We start from the raw sequence: 16,709 nt of genomic DNA on the forward strand, positions 1-16,709 counted from the left end.
CCCAATATGACTGCATGGGGCGGCTATTAACTTAAATACTTAATCGTTTGGTTTACTGTGGAAAGTAAGCCCAACCTTGACGCCAATCGTTTTGGCCATCGAATGCACCAATAAAGTTGGTTGCTTCGAAGAAGTTGTCATCTGTACTTAAGTCTTTACCTGTTCCGATTAATGCCGCATCGGTTGTTGCTGGCATACCGTCAGTTAAGGTTACCGCAGTAGTCGCGTTACCTTCTTGACCCATAAACCAGGTTTCAACATTGATAGCATCTGCGGTTGCAGCATTATCTGAGCTGTATTTAAATGGTTCGTTACAGTCAATAATTGAGTGCGACATGGTTAAGGTGTTGTTATTAACATTGTCAACTAACCCTGCATAGCTACCATCTAGCTCTAAACACTCACCAGATTCAGTCGTGCTTGTACTACCTTTACGACCTTGAACCAGCACGTTATAAAGCTCACCTGCTGTGGCTACGCGAAGTAAGATACCCTCGCCTTTATCACCACTCGCATTTTCAATGTCAACACCCGGTAAGATAGTGAAGTTAGCCAGTTTTGGCTTAGATACTGGGGTATCGGTTGCACCTTTATGGCTGTCGCCTTCGATACCGCGGTTAGCATTGCCATCTTCATGGGTAATGTAAACAAACTGGGCTTTACCGGTCCAACCGTTGGTCCAATCTAAGCTGTCGTCAAAGTTGTGTGTAAGGTAAACATATTTTAAGTTAACCGCACCACCCCAGAACTCAACACCATCATCGCCATTAGCGTGCACCTGGATGTGGTCAACTTGAGTGCCGCTGCCCACTGCGGCAAATGAAATACCGTTCATTTCTTGAGTGTCATTCACTTTAAAACCAGCATACTTAATCACTACATAGCTGATTTGACCGCTACTGTCTGCGTTGTCGTTACCGCCGTAAGGGAAATCGCCAACTTCGAAAGAAGCATCACATGCATTTTTATCAGGACAAGTATTGGTTAAACCTTTACCTAACAACACCAAGCCGCCCCATTGACCGCGTGCACCTTCTGCGCCGGCAATCACATCCTGTTGTGAAGTCATCTCAATTGGGTGTGTTGCACTGCCCTGAGCCATAATTTTAGAACCACGGCTTACGGCAATATAGCTGTTGTCTGTGGCAAATAACTTGGTACCTGCTTGAATCGCTAACGTAGTCGCGTTTTCATTATCGCCACCAACAACCACTGCGCCGCCATCAATTTTGTACATCACATTTTGACCTGCTAACAAGGTGGTATTGCTGAGTACATTACCCTGTAAGGTACACACTAAAGTCACCTTGTCATCTTTGTATAAACCTGCCACTACGGTTTCAGCCGTTGTGCCAACAGGACAAGATGTCAATGTAGGTAAGGCTGTTGGAGTCGCCGCGGCATCGTCATGTATTGCGGTTGTCCAACCCACTGTCCAATCGTTTGAACCATCAAAGGCACCAATATATTGGGCGTCGACTAAGCGATCATCTAGGTTACTTAAATCTGCTTTACCACCCGTTAATGCTACTGATGAAGCGTTTGGCATATAATCAGTTAAATCTGCTGCGCCGACTAAGTTGCCATCTTGACCTTTGTACCAAGCTTCTACATCTAGCGCTAAAGTACGGCCTTCTGCAGCATCGGGTTTAGCATTTTTAAATGGCTCTACACAGTCAATTAGACTGTTTTGTACGGTTAACTCTGCACCATTGGCGTTATTGACCGTGTTGTCATCATTCACTTCTAAGCATTCACCAGAATCCACACCGCCCTTAACCAGTAGGTTATAGGCCATAACACCAGTGCCTTTACGGAACAAAATCCCTTCAGCATCATCACCACCAGAGTTTGTACCGTCAGCCACCTCGATAGTAATGTTAGCTAATGCAGGTTTAGACATTGGCATTGCGTTGGCATCGCTGTTGCTGTCAGCTTCAATACCACGGTTAGAACCGTTATCAGCTTGACGAATATAAACGTGCTGTGCGCTACCCTGCCAACCGTTAGTCCAATCTAGCGAGTCATCAAAGTTTTCAGTTAACACGACGTTTGAAATTGACACGTTACCGCCCCAAAACTCAACGCCATCATCGTTATTTAAATGCACTTGAATGTGGTCAACTTGAGTGCCGCTACCCACACCGGCAAAACTAATCCCGTTCATTTCTTGGGTATCGTTAATTTTAAATCCACCAAACTCAACGCGCACATATTGGATCACACCCGAGTTATCTTGGGTGTTGTCGCCGCCATAGTTATGGTTGCCGACCTCGAATGACGCATCACAATTGGCTAAATCTGGACAGGTGTTTACCGGTGCATTACCCAATAAAACCAAACCGCCCCATTGGCCAGCTTTGCCTTCCTGACCTAAGGCCGTTTCAGCCGAGGTAAATACGATAGGCGCAGTAGCAGTGCCTTCTGCCATGATTTTTGAACCACGGCTAATGACTAAATATGAATCACTGCCACCCAATACTTTAGTGCCGGGTAATATAGATAACTCAACAGAGTTTTCATTGTCGCCACCGGCAACCACTGCACCATTTAGTAACCAAACAACGTCGTTACCTAACACGATTTTATCGCCGTCTTGACCACCCGTTGAAATCGTTGATGCTGCACTAGACGGTGATAATGTGCCTGTTAACTCCCAAACTTCTTTACCATCGACCGTAGTAAACGCAGTGCTTTTAGTGGCAAAACCACTGTAAGATTTTTGCTGTGCCGATTCTGTTGGCGTTGTAGGAGTCGTCGGTGTTGTTGGTGTTGTGGTTTCATTACCAGTGTTGATATTAATATCACCACCACAACCCGCAAGGCCTAAAGTTGCAGCTAAAGCAGTTGAAAGCGCGGTAAGTTTAAAAAGGTTTTTCAGTTCCATTATCATCTCCGAAGACGGATTGTATTAAACGTTAGTGAGGTTTTATTGCGCGCCACAGGCATACGCATTTGCTGGTGCATAAAACTAACGAGTAAAAATGACAAAAAGACTGCTTTAAAATGACAGCAACATTTCTATAACATGACGAAATTATGAAAACCCTGTGAGAATGCGGCTTTGAGTATGTTTTAAGGGAATTATTTTTTTCACAAAAATGTCGTAAATGTATCGTGTTTTGACGAAATCACGCTTATTGAAGATAAATTTAAGCTTAATAGAAATATAAAGTCATCACTAAGGAGGTAATACTTCAAGCAGACATCAGTAAAACTGATTGGAAAGTAAACACAGAAAATTCATCTCAATATTGATTAAGTGTAAGGTTTAGTTGATCAAGCCAAACCTACACAAACGCTAGTGCAATGCTAATACGGGCACATTATTATTTACAGGCTCAAGCTGACACCTCAGCGTTGTACTTAACCTGTTAATTTAGCCAGACTAACTTAGCCTTAATAACTTAGCTTTAATAACTTAGCTTTAATCATTTTAGCGGACCTGTATTCTTTCCACTGAAGCATCTGGCTGATGAATAACAAAGTCTAATTGAACCTGCGCACCTTTCATGCCATTAGCGGAGGTTTGATATTGCCACTGCTCAAGTGCTGTCACCGCTGAGGCATCAAATACCCCGGCAGGAGATGACTTAATCACCATCACATTTGATACCTTTCCTGCTGGATTAATATCAAACGACAATTGCACATAACCATTCATTCCTTCTTTAGCAGCCTCAATAGGATAAACAGGTTCAATACGGATTGTAGGGTGTATTCCATCAGCTTTAGCTTGCGTATGGCTTTGATTGTCGCCTGCTTGCGCTTGCTGATTTAAGGTTAGCGCACTAACACTAAGTAATAGCGTCACTCCCATTAATACCAAGGTATTTTTTCCATGTTGTTTTTTCATTTGTAAGATCCTTTCTTTAAGTATGGTTTTGTCCCCATAGTGAGTATGTAGCATGCTTAACGGTGCATGCTGCGAATAAGCCAATAGCGCTTTGCTATAGGCAATTTTAGAATCTGTTTCCATATTGGCTGTCACTTGTGCGTCACATGACAGCTCTTGATCTTGCCTAAAACGACGGTAAGCGCACCACATCAGCGGGTTAAACCAAAACATAATCGTTAAGCTATAAGCCAATATATTGGCCCATAAATCACCGCGCTGATAATGATAAAGCTCATGCTGAATAATGGCGTCTTGCTGATGACTATCAAGCAAGGTAAAACTGTTTGGCACTAATATTTGCGGCGCGATTAACCCAACTAACATGGGCGATTCAATATTGGGATGAATAAATACATTAAGCTTGCCTGACTCAATCACAAAAGGCTTGGCGCGTCGCGTGAGCTGTTGCAGATGAATAGAATCTGAGACTAAATTAACCACCAATACCAGCACAACAGCAGCATACAGGTAAGGCAAATATAATAACTTAAACAAGCTGCTCGACATCGATGCGGTATCAGTAGTCTGCACATAATATTGTTGAATAACACCCAGTGTTTGATTTGGGCTTAACCAATTAAAGTACTGTGGTAACAGAGTTTGCACTACATCCGCCAGCGGTAACAATGGCACAACAAGCCAAAGACTATAAGTATAATGCGCGCCTATTTTTGACAATAAAAAACGATGTGAAATTAATAATGTTATACAAACCAAACTAAGTAATAGGGTTTGTTCCATAAACCAACTGATCATCACTTTTGCTCCTTGTGCCAATCATCAAGCAAGCTTTGTAACTCAGCAACATCCTCAGCCGATAGCTTATTTTTCTCAGCAAAACCGGCCACTAATGGGGTTAATTTTCCGGCAAATAGTCTATCTACAAAAGACACTGACTCTTTTAATGTGTATTCTTGCTCAGCAATTAACGGCGAGTAATGATATGTGCGCCCTTGCTTTTCAAAACTCAACGCATTTTTTTTAACTAAACGATTCAGCAAGGTTTTTACTGTTTTCTCATGCATATCATGGCTTTGCTCTAATGCTTCTACCAGCTCATTAGAGGTTAATGGCGACCGCAGCCAAAGTTGCTGTAATACTAACAATTCACTGTTACTGATTTCTTTCATGCTTAGTCACTTACTAGGTTGTGGTTCACTTATTAAGATTACACATGTAATCCATATAATTAAATTACAACTGTAATCTAAAATAAGCAAGCAGTTATTTGATCTATTTATTAGCAATGATTGCAATAAAAAAGCCCAATCGAAAGATTGGGCTTGGTGTCATCCACTTAAGTGAGTGCTATTTGCCCTTGTACAGCCATTGATAAACCGTGGGTAATACCAATAAGGTCAATGCGGTTGAACTGAATAATCCGCCAATAATCACCACGGCTAATGGTTGCTGAATTTCGCTGCCGACACCGCTTGATAACAAAATAGGGATCAGGCCTAATGCGGAGGTCAACGCTGTCATTAATACCGGTCGTAAACGGCCAACCGTACCTTCAAACACACTATCATATAGGGTTTCACCCGAGTGATTATCGACACTGGCTTGCCTGCGTTGATTAATCGAGTCCACCAGCACCACGCCATTAAGGACCGCCACACCAAACAAGGTGATAAACCCAATTGAGCTAGGGACAGACAAATAGGTACCGGTAACGTACAAGGCTACTACGCCACCAATTAATGCTAACGGCACATTAGCCATAATCAACATCACCTGCTTAATCGACCCAAACGAGAAATACAGCAGCAATCCAATCAACACAATTGAAATAGGCACTACCAAACTTAAGCGTTTTTGTGCCCGTTGCTGATTTTCATACTGACCACCCACCACCACGGTATAACCTGCAGGTAAATTAGCTTGTGGCACGATGGCATAAATATCGTTAACCACAGATCCCATATCACGCCCCGATACGTTTGCTTGCACCACCACGCGGCGTTGCACATCATCACGGCGAATATTAGGCGGTGCCATTTCAACCACCACATCTGCCACTTCGCCTAAACGCACCGTGGCACCGTTTACCCCTGTGAGGATTAAATCCCTAAGGGCATCTGGCGAATTGCGTTGCTCTGCCCCCAAGCGCACATTGATATCATACCTAGCATTACCATCAATCACCTGCCCAGCACTAACACCACCAATTCCTTGGCTGACCAAACTCATCACTTGATCAACACTGATACCATAACGGGCTAACACATCTCGTTTAGGCCTAACGACAAGCTGTGCCTCTCCACTGACCTGTTCTAACGACACATCGACTGCGCCGTCAATTTTTTGCACTAATTCAGTCAGTTGCTGACCTTTTGCCGATAATACGTCTAAATCGGGGCCGAATATTTTGATGGCTAATTGTGCTTTAACCCCTGATAACAACTCATCTACCCGAGTGGCTATCGGTTGTGAAAACGTCAATAATAACCCCGGAAATACGCTGAGTTTTTGTTCCATTAAACGCTGTAACTCAAATCGGTCTTTGGCACTTTGCCACTGTTCAACCGGTTTTAAGCCAATATATACTTCAATATTGCTGACAGGCTCAGGGTCCCCCCCCAACTCTGGCGCACCAATACGGCTAAGGGCGTAATTGACTTCAGGAAACTCAAGTAGCAGCTTTTCCAGTTTAGGGGCGATATCAATTGAGGTAGATAAACTGGCAGTAGGTGCAAGTGTTACCCGCAAGTTTAAGGTGCCCTCTTCTAACTCAGGCACAAACTCAGTGCCTAAACGTGGCAGCAACGCCATGCTACTAATAAACATCAATGATGCGATAGCTATCACGATTTTTGGCCGAGCTAATGTGGCCTTTAACCCTTGACGATAAACCCGCTCCACTGGCATTAACAACCAACTTTGTCTGATCACCACCCCACGTTTAAAGGCATAAACCGCAAGCGCAGGCACCGCAAATAGCGCCACAACTAACGCAGCAATCATGGCTAAAATAATGCTGGTAGCCATAGGTTGAAACAGTTTACCTTCCACCCCTTCTAGGGCGAATAGCGGGGCAAACACCACGATGATAATGGCGGTGGCAAAGAAAATTGGACTACACACTTCTTTGGCTGCTAGCCACACTTTGTGACTAATCGAGTTGGCTTCATCACCACTTTGAGTTTGGGTGTCGGCCTGAGAATGAAGTGCTGGCAAGTTGTCATTTTTGGTTAAGTGCTTAAAAATGTTTTCAACCATCACCACCGAACCATCAACTAGCATACCAATGGCAACGGCTAGGCCGCCCAAAGACATTAAATTAGCTGACAGACCAAAATACGCCATCACCATTAACGCCAGCCCGATTGAAATCGGTATCGATAACAACACCAGTAAAGTGGCGCGGATATTGACTAAAAACAGTGCCAAGATAACCACAATAAACACAAAGGCCATCAGCAAAGCATCACGCACGGTATCAACGGCCTGCTTAACTAAATCCGCTTGGTCATAAAACACTTCAAACGTTACCCCATCGGGTAAAGCCTGTTCAATTAAGCTAATGCGTGCATTGATATCATCAATGGTTTGCTTGGTATTTGCGCCCATGCGCTTAAGCACCACGCCTGCAACCACTTCACCCAATGGGTTTGATTCGCCGCTAGCTTCTCTGCGCGTCATGGTGACCGCACCAACGCGAATTTCACTGCCATAATCGACATTAGCGATGTCCATCACTCTAATGGGCGTACCATTAAATTCAGTCAACGGAATATGCTTAATGGCCTCTAATCCGGCATTACCGGACGGCAATAATCCATAACCCCTAACGACTAGCTGCGATTGCCCTTGGTCCATAAACCAGCCACCCGCATTACGGTTATTACTTTCAAGCGCTTCAATAACCTGCGCCATCGACAGTGAATAACTGCGTAGCTTGTTTAAGTCGATTTGCACTTGATATTGCAATACCTCGCCGCCAAACGACAACACCTCAGTGACACCAGATACTGGCATCAAAATAAGCTTTACCAAGTAATCATTGATGCTGCGAAGCTCGGCAGCAGCCACACCAGATTCTGGAGTAGCGCGTAAAATGTATTGATATATTTGCCCAAGCCCTGAAGTATTAGGGCCAATTTCTGGTGTGCCCACCCCAGCAGGAATCGATTCTTTTGCAGCTTGTAACTGCTCAAAAACTTGCTGGCGCGCAAAGTAAATATCGGTGCCCTCTGCAAACACCACGGTCACAATTGATAACCCGGTACGCGATAACGATCGCACCTCAGTGACCGCAGGTAAGGCATACATTGCCGACTCAACCGGGTAACTAATAAGCTTTTCAACCTCCTCGGCTGCCAAGCCTTCGGCGGCAGTGTTAATCGCTACCTGTACGTTAGTCACATCTGGAAACGCATCCAGATTCAATTTGGGTAAAACAGCAATACTGCCGAACATTGCTGCAAGTAACGCCAATACCACCAGCAGTCGCTGAGTTATCGCCGAACGAATGAATGTTGCTAACATGCCAAACTCCTAGTGGTTATGAATATCAAAGCCAGATTTAGCCAATTCAGATGCTAGAAAAAACGCCCCTGACACCACCACTTTTGAGCCACTTTCAATTCCGCTGACAAGGTTCAGCCCACGCTGACTTTGCACCACATCAACTTCAACTGCCTCAAAGCCATCTTGATCTTCAATAAACACTTGCCAATCCCCATCACTACTGCGGGTTAATGCGCTATCAGGCACAATAATGCCGTGTAAACTCCCTTTTTCATGAGTATGGCCACCCACTGGTTTACTGGTATCAAGGCCGCTTTGCTGAAAGTACAACTCGGCAAACTCGCCGGCATGCAGCACATGTTGCTGATTCGGCATACTGATCCACACCTGTTCTGTGCGGGTAATGGCATTAAGCTCATGCGAGCGACCAATCACAACACCGGTGACATTTCGCTGCCCAACGCGCACCAAGGCCGATTGCCCAATGGCGACACGTTCAGACTGCACAGGGGTTAATTGTGCTTCAACCCATAAAAACGACTCGTCGGTAAGTTGCATTAACGCTGTGCCCGCTGCTAATACCTGCCCTAGCATGGCGGCATCTTGCTGAACCCGTCCTGAAATTGGCGCTAATAATTGAAATTGGCCAATCGATTGAGGCGAAGTTGTCAGGGCGCTAATTTGTTCTGGCGTCATCATAATGGCATTAAGCACCGCACGTTTAAGCTCGGCATTCACTTCTGTGCGCATTTTCTCACTGGCACTAATCGTCCCTTTAGCCATACGACTCACGCGCTGCCACTCTGTCGCCGCATTAATATAATCGGCTTGAGCTTGAGCAATGTCGGTGCCACCTAAAGTGAGTAATGCTTGCCCTTTTAACACTTGCTGCCCCGGCACCACATGGCGTTTTAATACTTGCATTGCTAACTGCGGGGCAATGGTGACGGTTTTATCTTTATCAACCACCAGCTGAGCTGTGGCAACGGAAGTCAAATCAAAAGGACTACTATTGAGGGTTTCTACTCGAATGTTAGCCAACTCGCGTTGCTGCGCTGTTAACGTTAAGGCGTCGTCATGTTCATCCTCATCCTCATCCCCTTGGGGGTGAGCTGCAGACGGCTGTGGTTCATGATCATCACTTGCCATAACCGTATTGCTAAAAAGCATTAAGCCAAGGCCGATAACGGCTAGCCACACTAATTGACGTACAATGAAACTAAACGATGCTAAAAACCGAGTATTTACCGGCAAATTGATAACTGGAATTGTCATAAATAAATCCTAGAACTCAAGCATGACCAAGTTGAAATGCTTCGATAAGCATTCAATTTAGCCATAAAAATAATCAAGCTTGTCTGTCGAAACAGCAAACCTTTAATGAATGAATTTAAACAGGATTTATATTATCGGGGGGCGGTAAGTCGCACCTAAAGCGGGGGCTAAATAAGATTGAGCGGTTTGAAGCGGTTGTTGATTAGCTTGATCAGCCGTATAGAGTTGTTCGGGCAGCACGATAGCCACTAAACCACCGTGACACTGGCAGTCTAGGCACAAATCAACCGTCTTGTTAGTAGGCGCTGGGTGAGAATGATCATCTGAAGGCGCATGTTCACGGGCCCCCTCTGCAGCGCAACTGCATTGTATACATTCAGCAAGTTGACTAAGGGCGGCAATATCTAAGGTTGGCGTGAACTGAACATGGGCATGATTGCCTTTATCTTCAGCACTATTGCCTAGGTGTAATTGATGCCCACCTAAATTCGCGCCGGCAAATTGCAGCACAATAATAGCGATCAAAAGCTTGATTGATCGCATCATTGAAAACGAATTAAGGTGGATCATATTAATCATCTAAAACGGCGTTTACTTGAACACGCAGTGTTTAGCATAATCGGCAGCTTCATTTGAAGACCAATCACCGCTTGGTTTCTCTTTCATTTGCTTACACCATGCTTCGCTACCCACTTCTGGTGCGCATGCTGTTAAACCTAACGTGAAAATACTCACTGCTGATAGTGCTAAAAGTTTTTTGAATAACATAATACTTCCTTGATTGAGTTAACAATAATTCCCCCACATAACAAACTTGCAGAGAGTAATGATCTTAATGTTGTGATCGCTTAGTGATCCAGTTTATCGCATCTTGTTTTTGTGAAAGCGGAAACCAGGCCACCTCACCTTGCATAAACGGTCCCATTAATCTGACAGAGTTACCTACCCAGTCAGGGCCACCAACAAATACTAATGCATCAAATGCGGGCAATTGTACTTCGCCGCTGCCAGTTAGCGAGCCAAACTCCCAGCCCTCTAACAGCACATCCGCTTCAATATACAAGCACACCTGCCCCCAGTCTTTGCGGTAAGATTTAATCGCGGGCTGTAAACGGCTTCGGTAATCTTGTGCCGATAATCGCCCGCTTACAAACAGGCTGATAACCCCTTTGGTGATATCAGAAATTTGGCATAACATAAACAGCTCCGGAGTCATGGTGACTAACCGATAAATATCGATTAGCAACCCATTCACTTCAATGGCGCAAATCATAACAAATATTACCGCCGCCAATATATAACTATTTTTAATCTAAAAAGTGATACCCTTTACACTATGATAAATATTTCCAATAGTGTGACAATCGAAGATAAAGAACTTGAGTGGCAATTTGTCCGCTCAAGTGGCGCAGGCGGCCAACACATAAATAAAGTGTCGACTGCTGCACAGCTGATTTTCGACATCAATCAATCGTCTTTACCTGATTTTTATAAACAAAAATTATTGGCCAAGGCAGATCATCGTATTACCCAAAGCGGTAAAATCATCATCAAGTGTCAGCAATCTCGCAGCCAAGATTTTAATCGCCAACTGGCGTTAGAGCAGTTTATTGCGCTCATAAAAAGTGCCACTATTGTGGCCAAAAAACGCATTGCGACTAAGGCCACTAAAGGCAGCCAAAAGCGGCGTATTGAAACCAAGAAACAACGCGGCGCCACCAAAGCATTACGTCAAAGTAAGCCCAAGTTTGATTAATGAATAAATTTTGGTTTACTGAACAACTAACTTGCGTTAAAAACAAACTAAGCAACCTGAAATTAGGTTAACTAAAACGGTGAATAATCGCCATAAGTTGTGATTGCCAAAGGATTATCATGAGCCAAACTGCAAAAATCTTATTAGTAAACGGCCCTAATTTAAACTTACTCGGCCGCCGCGAGCCGGGTCATTATGGCACGCAAAACTTGGCGACTATTGTGTCTGAATTACAAAGCGCTGCCAGTGCTGCCGGTGTCGTGCTGGAACATATTCAGTCTAATGCTGAGCATGAAATTATTGATGCCATTCACGCAACTGATGCACAGTTTATGATTATTAACCCTGCCGCATTTACCCATACCAGTGTGGCGATCCGCGATGCGATTTTGGGTGTGGCGATTCCGTTTATTGAAGTGCATTTATCTAACGTTCACGCTCGTGAGCCATTCAGACATCACTCGTATTTTTCTGATAAAGCGCTTGGGGTCATTTGTGGATTGGGCGCACAAGGTTATCAGTTTGCATTACAAGCTGCGCTTAAACACGTACAGGATAATAACGCGCCACACTAACCACCTTAACGCCCCGTTATTGATGCGCTTGAATGATGTAATCTTCTAAACATCTTTGAAGCCAAAACGGGGTAGTCACTTTGCCGCTAGCATCCAGTTTTAACCACAAATACACTGTGGGATGACTGAAATTTTCTAAAATGGATTGGTCTTGCGCTGAATCAATTTTTTGCGCATGCAAACCATTTACATTATTAAAAAAGTTAACCGCCTCTTTCACCCCGACGACAATAATCGCATCCGACTGAAGCAAGTTACTGGCGGCGGTGCCAAGATCTGGCACTGTGGCATAACACTGCAATGTTTTGCCTAAGCGCTTGGCATAATTGCCCAAGGGAGACTTATTAGCAGGAAACGGCATAGTGATTAACTTAATCAATGGATAATTAATCATCTTATCAATACAGGGGTTATCCCAAATGGGATGGTGCTTTCGCGCCACCAAATACCCCCCCCGATGTTGAATAATGGATTTAGACAAAATTGAATGGCTTGGGGCCCGCTCAAAACAAATGGCGGCGTCAATTTCATCATTCAATAATTGTTGTGCAGTGCCCGCTCCCCATTGAGTGGTTGAAATCATAATGTCGGCCGCGGTTAATTCCACTACCGCCTGTTTAACGCTTTGAATTAAATTAACCTGTAATTGTGGCACTGTGGCCACTTCAACCGCATTGGCAATAATACCTGCGGAACCTCGCATCATGTCGTCCAGCGTTTGCCGGCATTGGATCATGTTATTGAATATGGGATAGAGATTATGGGCAATATCGGTGGCTTGAAATTGATTTTCACGGCGTAAAAATAATGGGTCATCAAATACGCTTCTTAACGCACCAAGGGATCGGCTAACTTTAGGCTGAGATAAGTCCAAATGATTTGCCACCTCAATAGCATTTTTTTTGAGGTATATCTGACAGAATATCTCAATTGTCTCTAATGAAATATCGAGTAATTTATCTTTTGGCATCTGTCTTACCTTCATAATTTAAAATGACATTACCCTGAATATACGAAGCAATTTCATCTGCTATCCATTGGGGTTTACTGTGGCTTTCCCTCAACATAGTTAAATAGTGCCTATGCCCATCCGCGCGTTGATTAAGCAGTCTATTTTGCTCCTCTGGCAGTGACATTGCTTGTATGTTGCCTTTGGTACACAAAAACTCAACCGCATCGCGATAACACACCAAGGTTAAAGCGTTACTGCGTTCAAGCTGGATCATCAAATCCGCCAGTAAGCAAATTTTAGCAACCACATCCACTCGATAGTGTTTATCTAAGGCATATAGCAACAAAGGGTCATGCCCCTGTTCAAATTCATGGCCGTTAAAACTGATATATGGATATTTAATGATGGTATCGATATCGACAAAATCATTACCATGAAAAACAGGGTGTTCAGCATTTCCAAGCAGTACATATGCATTGGCTTTTGCCACAAACGTGGAAGCTAATCGTTCAGAATTATATGCCTCAAAAGTAATCGCATAATCAACATCAAAACGATTCAGCAGCTTGTCAATATTGTGGCTGCAAGGCTTAATATTAAAAGTTAAAGGTTGCTTTAACTGTGAGGCTTTATCTTGTAAATAGCTGAGTAAATTCAATGATAATGATGGCGGACAGGCAATCATCACCTCTTGTCTAATATCGCTACTTTCAGACTCCGACAGAGCTAAACATTGCTCAGATAAAAGCAGCATTTGTTTTAATTGCGGATAAATTTCCTGTGCAAAAGGCGTGTGTTCAAAACCGTGTTGTTTACGAATAAATAACGGCTCATCAAAAGAGTGGCGTAAAGCTTTAAGACTGCGGCTAATTTTAGATGCTGCCACGCCTAATTGTTGAGCGACTTCTGAGGAATTTAAGGTTTCAAATAGTAAAACAAAGACTTTGATATTAAATAGCGTATTAGAATTAATCCGGCTCATGCCTCTCCCTGGTAAACGTCAACTTTAGCCATCTTAAGGTTGGTTATGCAATTTTACGTGAGTTGGTAGTGAACGCCTTTGTGCTGCGCAAGCTTGATAACATTATTGATCATTATTTTACATAGACTACTGCTGATATTCCTGTATTTAGTGCATAACTGTGAAGCCTGCTGGATAATAAATAGCTAACATAAACAAAGTGATAATTGTACTTGGTTAGAGTATTTAAAATGCATGATTGTGATTTGCTGAATATAGATATTAGAGTTTTACTTTGTGAAATTTGATACAAAACACTAGCAATACACCACATTGACAATATAAATGTCACTAACATTCGCCATAACGGCTATATAAGCCATATTAATCACTTAAAAACCACAAAAGTACAGCACAAAAAACAAACGGAATAATAGCTGTTTGAGTGATGAGCTTCATATCAGATTTCCTACCAATCATTAACATTTACACCTGTGACACCTAGAGTGAACATTGGAGATAAAGATGATGATAAAAACAAAAACAACCACACTTGCACTGCTGATCGCATCCACCATGATGTTATCGGCCTGTAGTGATGGCGATGATGGTAAAAATGGTGAAGACGGCACCCCAGGTATTCCTGGTACGCCTGGCACTAGCGGTTTAAATATTGATATGGCGAATGAAGCTATCGCTAATATTACCCAAGCAAGCTATAGCAACGGCATTATTAGCGTTGATTTTGAATTAGAAAACAAACAGGGTGTTGGCTTATTTGGTTTAAGTGGCACGAATCCATTTCATGATTTCCGCTTCTCATTAGCGCAATTGCAAACCACAGAAGGCAGCGAGTTAAAACAGTGGATGTCGCTACTTAACGAAACCACCAATGATGCTGGCACAACCTTTGAACAAGGTTTTGAACAAATTAAAAACTGCGTTGAATGTTTAGTCGATCATAAAAATGGTACTTACAGTTACACCTTCAAAACCGATCTAACTGCATCAGATGACCCAGCGGGAGTGACTTTTGACCCTGCATTAACCCAACGTATCGCGATTGAAATGCAATTTGAATATGACTCAGGGAAAGAGTTAGCAGAGAATGCCCATTTTGACTGGATACCCGCAACAAATGCGTCTGAAGGCATAGAAACCCGTGATCTAGTCACATTACAAACCTGCTATACCTGTCATCAGCCAGACAGCCTTAAAGCCCATGGCGGACGTCGTTTAGACATGGAAAACTGTCAATCTTGCCATAATGGTATTGTGACCGATCCGAATGCTGTATCGGTTGAGCTAGGTCATATGGTTCACGCGATTCATATGGGGCCTAACCGGGAAGGTAAAGACGAACAAGGCAATATCGTTCCTATGCCATATACCATTGCAGGTTATGGCGGTGATCATGCCTTTGATTACCCAGCGTTCCCAACTAAACCCTTTATGGATTGTGCAACCTGTCACGTAGAAGATGACTCTTTAGCCGACAAAGACCTGTGGCTTGCCAATGCCAATGCCAATGCTTGTATTGGCTGCCATACTGATTCACCAGCACAGCATAAATCAGATAAAAACCCACAACTGACCTGTACCGACTGTCATAGCGCTGCGGTGCATGACAATCATACTAAGCCTTACCAAGGGGCAAAAGAGTATGACGTGTCTGTCAGTAATGTTGCAATTAGTGCCGCCAATGAAATCAGCTTCGAAATGAAGATTGTAGATGGCACTGGCAACGCTGTTGCGCAGAATGAAATCTACAAAAAAGGCTATAGCAAGCCCTATGTAGTGATCAGCTGGGATGTTGAAAAAGACTACCCTGATTTTGATCAATCACCCTATAGTGAGCGTCGTATTGACATCAAAGATGCCAACAAAGCCACCTGGAATGCAGACAATAGTGTCAGCGTAAAAGTGGGCATGAACTTCCCTACTGACATTGCTTCTCGTTCGCTTGAAGTGTTACCAGTACTGAAAGTGTGTTTTACCGAAGGAACATCTACACGCACAGCGTGTGATAATACCGACGCTTATCCAGCTTATGTACAAACACCCGCGTACCGCACAGTGCTAGATGACAATGAAGCTGTGGTTGCGATGCGCCGTGCAATTGTTGATAACCAAACCTGTCATAGCTGTCATAGCTTTGAGTTTTACCATGACTCAAACGGCGTAAACTGTATTGCTTGCCACACCAATGATAAGAAACTTGGTGCGGTTGAAGATACTAACGGTGACGCTGTGGCATGGGGTGAAATGAAGTCAACAAGCTTTATGTATAAAGCCCACAGAGCCAAAGGACATGATAATGGCCATGGTGGTAGTGGCACCATACTCAAGACCGACTGTATGACATGTCATGCTGAAGTTGAAGGATGGGGCGGTAAAGCTTACGGATTTGAGTTAGGTCGTAATGCTGGGCAGGCACATGCTGTACCAAGCTTTATTCCTGGTAAACAAAACGATCCTAGCCTAACACCAGTTGAAACCTGGTACGCATCATCTGATGCTGCATCATGTATTAGCTGTCACCAGAAGTATCTTTCAGATGCGGCAATGGCCCATATGCAAAGTAATGGCGCGTACTTTGGCCCAGATAAGCAACAAGCTAAATCAGCTAAAGAAGCCTGTGCTACCTGTCATAGCCCTGAAAAAATTATGGAGCATCACGGTCACAAGCTATAACCCTATTGGTGCTAGGTGATACCTAGCACCAATCATTCGTTCCCCCGCAACAACCCAAGCAAGACCTTCGGTGCCTTTATTTTTATAAAGGCACCTTTTTCAATCAGCTCTTACCTAAACCCACTGAT

Annotated in this window: 13 protein-coding genes; 3 read left to right on the top strand and 10 right to left on the bottom strand. The window is 43.6% G+C overall.

Annotated features, from left to right (window positions below; all coding sequences use genetic code 11):
- Positions 1-52 precede the first annotated feature (52 nt).
- The 8 genes from ORI98_RS11350 to ORI98_RS11385 all read right to left on the bottom strand — a co-directional run bounded on the left by ORI98_RS11350 (position 53) and on the right by ORI98_RS11385 (position 10,841).
- Positions 53-2,887: a hypothetical protein gene (locus ORI98_RS11350; RefSeq protein ID WP_306135285.1), complete on the bottom strand. Its 2,835-nt coding sequence runs from the start codon at positions 2,885-2,887 to the stop codon at positions 53-55.
- Positions 2,888-3,436: 549 nt separating this feature from the next.
- Entirely contained in the window at positions 3,437-4,654 is a 1,218-nt protein-coding gene (locus ORI98_RS11355) for a M56 family metallopeptidase (RefSeq protein WP_306135286.1), read from the bottom strand.
- Entirely contained in the window at positions 4,654-5,028 is a 375-nt protein-coding gene (locus ORI98_RS11360) for a BlaI/MecI/CopY family transcriptional regulator (protein ID WP_226413031.1), read from the bottom strand. The genes ORI98_RS11355 and ORI98_RS11360 overlap by 1 nt, the downstream gene beginning before the upstream one ends.
- A gap of 178 nt (positions 5,029-5,206) precedes the next feature.
- Positions 5,207-8,386, bottom strand: a complete 3,180-nt coding sequence (locus tag ORI98_RS11365; RefSeq protein WP_306135287.1) for an efflux RND transporter permease subunit — start codon at positions 8,384-8,386, stop codon at positions 5,207-5,209.
- 9 nt (positions 8,387-8,395) lie between these two features.
- On the bottom strand, positions 8,396-9,643 hold the full coding sequence (locus tag ORI98_RS11370; RefSeq protein ID WP_306135288.1) for an efflux RND transporter periplasmic adaptor subunit: 1,248 nt from the start codon (positions 9,641-9,643) through the stop codon (positions 8,396-8,398).
- A gap of 126 nt (positions 9,644-9,769) precedes the next feature.
- Entirely contained in the window at positions 9,770-10,213 is a 444-nt protein-coding gene (locus ORI98_RS11375) for a hypothetical protein (RefSeq protein WP_306135289.1), read from the bottom strand.
- A gap of 21 nt (positions 10,214-10,234) precedes the next feature.
- Positions 10,235-10,411 carry a DUF3012 domain-containing protein gene (locus tag ORI98_RS11380; protein WP_306135290.1) on the bottom strand — a complete coding sequence of 59 codons (177 nt, stop codon included), beginning with the start codon at positions 10,409-10,411 and terminating at the stop codon, positions 10,235-10,237.
- Positions 10,412-10,475: 64 nt separating this feature from the next.
- The gene (locus ORI98_RS11385; RefSeq protein ID WP_261299434.1) at positions 10,476-10,841 is read right to left on the bottom strand and encodes an STAS/SEC14 domain-containing protein; all 366 of its coding nucleotides are present in this window, start codon (positions 10,839-10,841) and stop codon (positions 10,476-10,478) included.
- A gap of 138 nt (positions 10,842-10,979) precedes the next feature.
- On the opposite strand from ORI98_RS11385, the gene arfB reads away from it, so the two are divergent.
- A complete protein-coding gene (gene arfB, locus ORI98_RS11390) occupies positions 10,980-11,399 on the top strand; it encodes an alternative ribosome rescue aminoacyl-tRNA hydrolase ArfB (protein WP_261299409.1) in 420 nt (139 codons plus the stop codon).
- Between the two features lie 119 nt (positions 11,400-11,518).
- Positions 11,519-11,974: a type II 3-dehydroquinate dehydratase gene (gene aroQ / locus ORI98_RS11395; RefSeq protein WP_306135291.1), complete on the top strand. Its 456-nt coding sequence runs from the start codon at positions 11,519-11,521 to the stop codon at positions 11,972-11,974.
- Positions 11,975-11,990: 16 nt separating this feature from the next.
- Here the strand turns inward: aroQ and ORI98_RS11400 are convergent, their stop codons facing one another.
- Together ORI98_RS11400 and ORI98_RS11405 are read right to left on the bottom strand one after the other, a co-directional pair.
- Positions 11,991-12,944, bottom strand: coding sequence for a LysR family transcriptional regulator (locus ORI98_RS11400; protein ID WP_261299411.1), 954 nt, complete (start codon positions 12,942-12,944; stop codon positions 11,991-11,993).
- A complete protein-coding gene (locus tag ORI98_RS11405; RefSeq protein ID WP_261299412.1) occupies positions 12,931-13,908 on the bottom strand; it encodes a LysR family transcriptional regulator in 978 nt (325 codons plus the stop codon). The genes ORI98_RS11400 and ORI98_RS11405 overlap by 14 nt, the downstream gene beginning before the upstream one ends.
- A 504-nt stretch (positions 13,909-14,412) precedes the next feature.
- On the opposite strand from ORI98_RS11405, the gene ORI98_RS11410 reads away from it, so the two are divergent.
- On the top strand, positions 14,413-16,581 hold the full coding sequence (locus ORI98_RS11410) for an OmcA/MtrC family decaheme c-type cytochrome (RefSeq protein WP_306135292.1): 2,169 nt from the start codon (positions 14,413-14,415) through the stop codon (positions 16,579-16,581).
- Positions 16,582-16,709 lie beyond the last annotated feature (128 nt).

The organism is Shewanella sp. ULN5, from assembly GCF_030731885.1.
Classification (GTDB): Bacteria; Pseudomonadota; Gammaproteobacteria; order Enterobacterales; family Shewanellaceae; genus Shewanella; species Shewanella holmiensis.

What these genes read in the sequence shown, in the direction of transcription:
- ORI98_RS11400 (WP_261299411.1), bottom strand. Translation starts at nt 12,944, where the DNA reads ATGCCAAAAGATAAATTACTCGATATTTCATTAGAGACAATTGAGATA.
- ORI98_RS11405 (WP_261299412.1), bottom strand. Translation starts at nt 13,908, where the DNA reads ATGAGCCGGATTAATTCTAATACGCTATTTAATATCAAAGTCTTTGTT.
- ORI98_RS11380 (WP_306135290.1), bottom strand. Translation starts at nt 10,411, where the DNA reads ATGTTATTCAAAAAACTTTTAGCACTATCAGCAGTGAGTATTTTCACG.
- arfB (WP_261299409.1), top strand. Translation starts at nt 10,980, where the DNA reads ATGATAAATATTTCCAATAGTGTGACAATCGAAGATAAAGAACTTGAG.
- ORI98_RS11350 (WP_306135285.1), bottom strand. Translation starts at nt 2,887, where the DNA reads ATGGAACTGAAAAACCTTTTTAAACTTACCGCGCTTTCAACTGCTTTA.
- ORI98_RS11360 (WP_226413031.1), bottom strand. Translation starts at nt 5,028, where the DNA reads ATGAAAGAAATCAGTAACAGTGAATTGTTAGTATTACAGCAACTTTGG.
- ORI98_RS11375 (WP_306135289.1), bottom strand. Translation starts at nt 10,213, where the DNA reads ATGATCCACCTTAATTCGTTTTCAATGATGCGATCAATCAAGCTTTTG.
- ORI98_RS11370 (WP_306135288.1), bottom strand. Translation starts at nt 9,643, where the DNA reads ATGACAATTCCAGTTATCAATTTGCCGGTAAATACTCGGTTTTTAGCA.
- aroQ (WP_306135291.1), top strand. Translation starts at nt 11,519, where the DNA reads ATGAGCCAAACTGCAAAAATCTTATTAGTAAACGGCCCTAATTTAAAC.
- ORI98_RS11355 (WP_306135286.1), bottom strand. Translation starts at nt 4,654, where the DNA reads ATGATCAGTTGGTTTATGGAACAAACCCTATTACTTAGTTTGGTTTGT.
- ORI98_RS11410 (WP_306135292.1), top strand. Translation starts at nt 14,413, where the DNA reads ATGATGATAAAAACAAAAACAACCACACTTGCACTGCTGATCGCATCC.
- ORI98_RS11385 (WP_261299434.1), bottom strand. Translation starts at nt 10,841, where the DNA reads ATGTTATGCCAAATTTCTGATATCACCAAAGGGGTTATCAGCCTGTTT.
- ORI98_RS11365 (WP_306135287.1), bottom strand. Translation starts at nt 8,386, where the DNA reads ATGTTAGCAACATTCATTCGTTCGGCGATAACTCAGCGACTGCTGGTG.